This is a genomic window from Stenotrophomonas sp. P5_B8 (genome assembly GCF_054049855.1).
Map to the genome: position 1 here is coordinate 1 of NZ_JBFULO010000617.1, position 1,680 is coordinate 1,680.

Sequence of the window (1,680 nt, forward strand, 5' to 3'; positions counted from 1 at the left end):
GCCAGAAGCTGAGCGAGTTGACGAACGGGAAGGCCACGTCGCGCGCGCCGATCTGCAACGGCACCACCACGTTCATCAGGCCGGTGATCAGCGGCATCGCCACGAAGAAGATCATGATCACGCCGTGGGCGGTGAAGACCTGGTCGTAGTGGTGCGGAGGCAGGAAGCCCTCTGCCCCGCCGGCGGCGAGCGCCTGCTGGGCACGCATCATGATCGCGTCGGCAAAGCCGCGCAGCAGCATGACGAAGGCGACGATGAGGTACATCGCRCCGATCTTCTTGTGGTCGACCGAGGTGAACCACTCTTTCCAGAGATAGCCCCACAGCTTGAACTTGGTGATCAGGGCCAGCACCAGCAGGCCACCGATGCCCGCGCCGATCAGCGTGGTGATGATGATCGGGTCATGCGGGATGTCGGCAAATGTCAATTTACCCAGCGGATTCATGCTCATTCTCCCGAGCCAGCGTGACCGGCGTGACCGGCGGCGGCGTGCTCGTCTGCAGTGCGGTCGGCGTGCTCATCGACGGCGCCCGCGGCATGCGCGTGCGTGTCATCGGCATGCACGTCGGCCGCGTGGCCGGCAGCATCGTGGCCTTCGGCGGTCATCGGCATGTCGTGGCCGGCGTGGCTTTCGCCCGCGGCACCGTCATGGCCCATCGCCTTGTGGTCGTGCTTCATGCCGTAGTGCTGGTTGTCACCCATGTGGCGGGCGATGACCCAGTCGAACAGGCCGGCTTCGGTGGTGCCGTAGTAGGTCACCGGATGCCAGTCGTGGTTCTTTTCGGCCACCAGCGCGTTGAAGGCGGTCTTGTCCAGGGTTGCCGCGTCGCCGCGGACCTTGGCCAGCCACTGCTGGTACTGCTCTTCGCTGACCGAATGGGCAGTGAAGTGCATCTTGCTGAAGCCCGCGCCGCTATAGTGCGAGGACATGCCCGGGAACTCGCCGGTTTCGTTGGCGATCAGGTGGAGTTTGGTCTCCATGGCCGTCATCGAGTAGATCATGCTGCCCAGGTGCGGGATGAAGAATGCATTCATCACCGAATCGGACGTGATCTTGAAGTTCAGCGGGGTATCGACCGGGAAGGTGATCTCGTTGACCGTGGCGATCTTCTCTTCCGGATAGATGAACAACCACTTCCAGTCCAGCGAAATGGCTTCGATCACCACCGGCTTCTTGTCCGAGTCCAGCGGACGGTACGGATCCAGCGCGTGCGAGGAACGCCAGGTCAGCACGGCCAGCACCAGCACGATCATGCACGGAATCGACCACACCACCACTTCGATCGCGGTGGAGTGCGACCACTTCGGCTCGTAACGGGCCTTGGTGTTGGTCGCACGGTACTTCCACGCGAAGGTCAGGGTCATGATGATGACCGGCACGACGACCAGCAGCATCAGCACGGTAGCCGTGATCAGCAGCGTCTTCTCATCGTGGCCGATCTGGCCCTTGGGGTTGAGGATGGCCGAGTTGCAGCCCGTGAGGAACACGGACAGTGCAAACAGCAGGCCCGGACGCAAGAAGCGTCCAAGGGGGTTCAACGGAATCATCGGTCGATCCAATTGCGTAGGGAATGCCAGGTCAAGCGCGGCCCGCCCGGCCAAAAGGCTGGATGTGCCGGTCCAAGGGGACAGGCACGAGGGACGATCATGTCAGCCTTCCAATTTTAGGCCGTCATGCAT

Annotated in this window: 2 protein-coding genes; both read right to left on the bottom strand. The window is 62.4% G+C overall.

The features are described from left to right. A partial coding sequence (locus ACXJKH_RS20005) for a cbb3-type cytochrome c oxidase subunit I (protein ID WP_457321981.1) occupies window positions 1-445 on the bottom strand: 445 nt, incomplete at its 3' end. Between the two features lie 2 nt (window positions 446-447). Then, window positions 448-1,548 carry a ubiquinol oxidase subunit II gene (gene cyoA / locus ACXJKH_RS20010; protein WP_457321983.1) on the bottom strand — a complete coding sequence of 367 codons (1,101 nt, stop codon included), beginning with the start codon at window positions 1,546-1,548 and terminating at the stop codon, window positions 448-450. Between the last annotated feature and the right edge of the window lie 132 nt (window positions 1,549-1,680).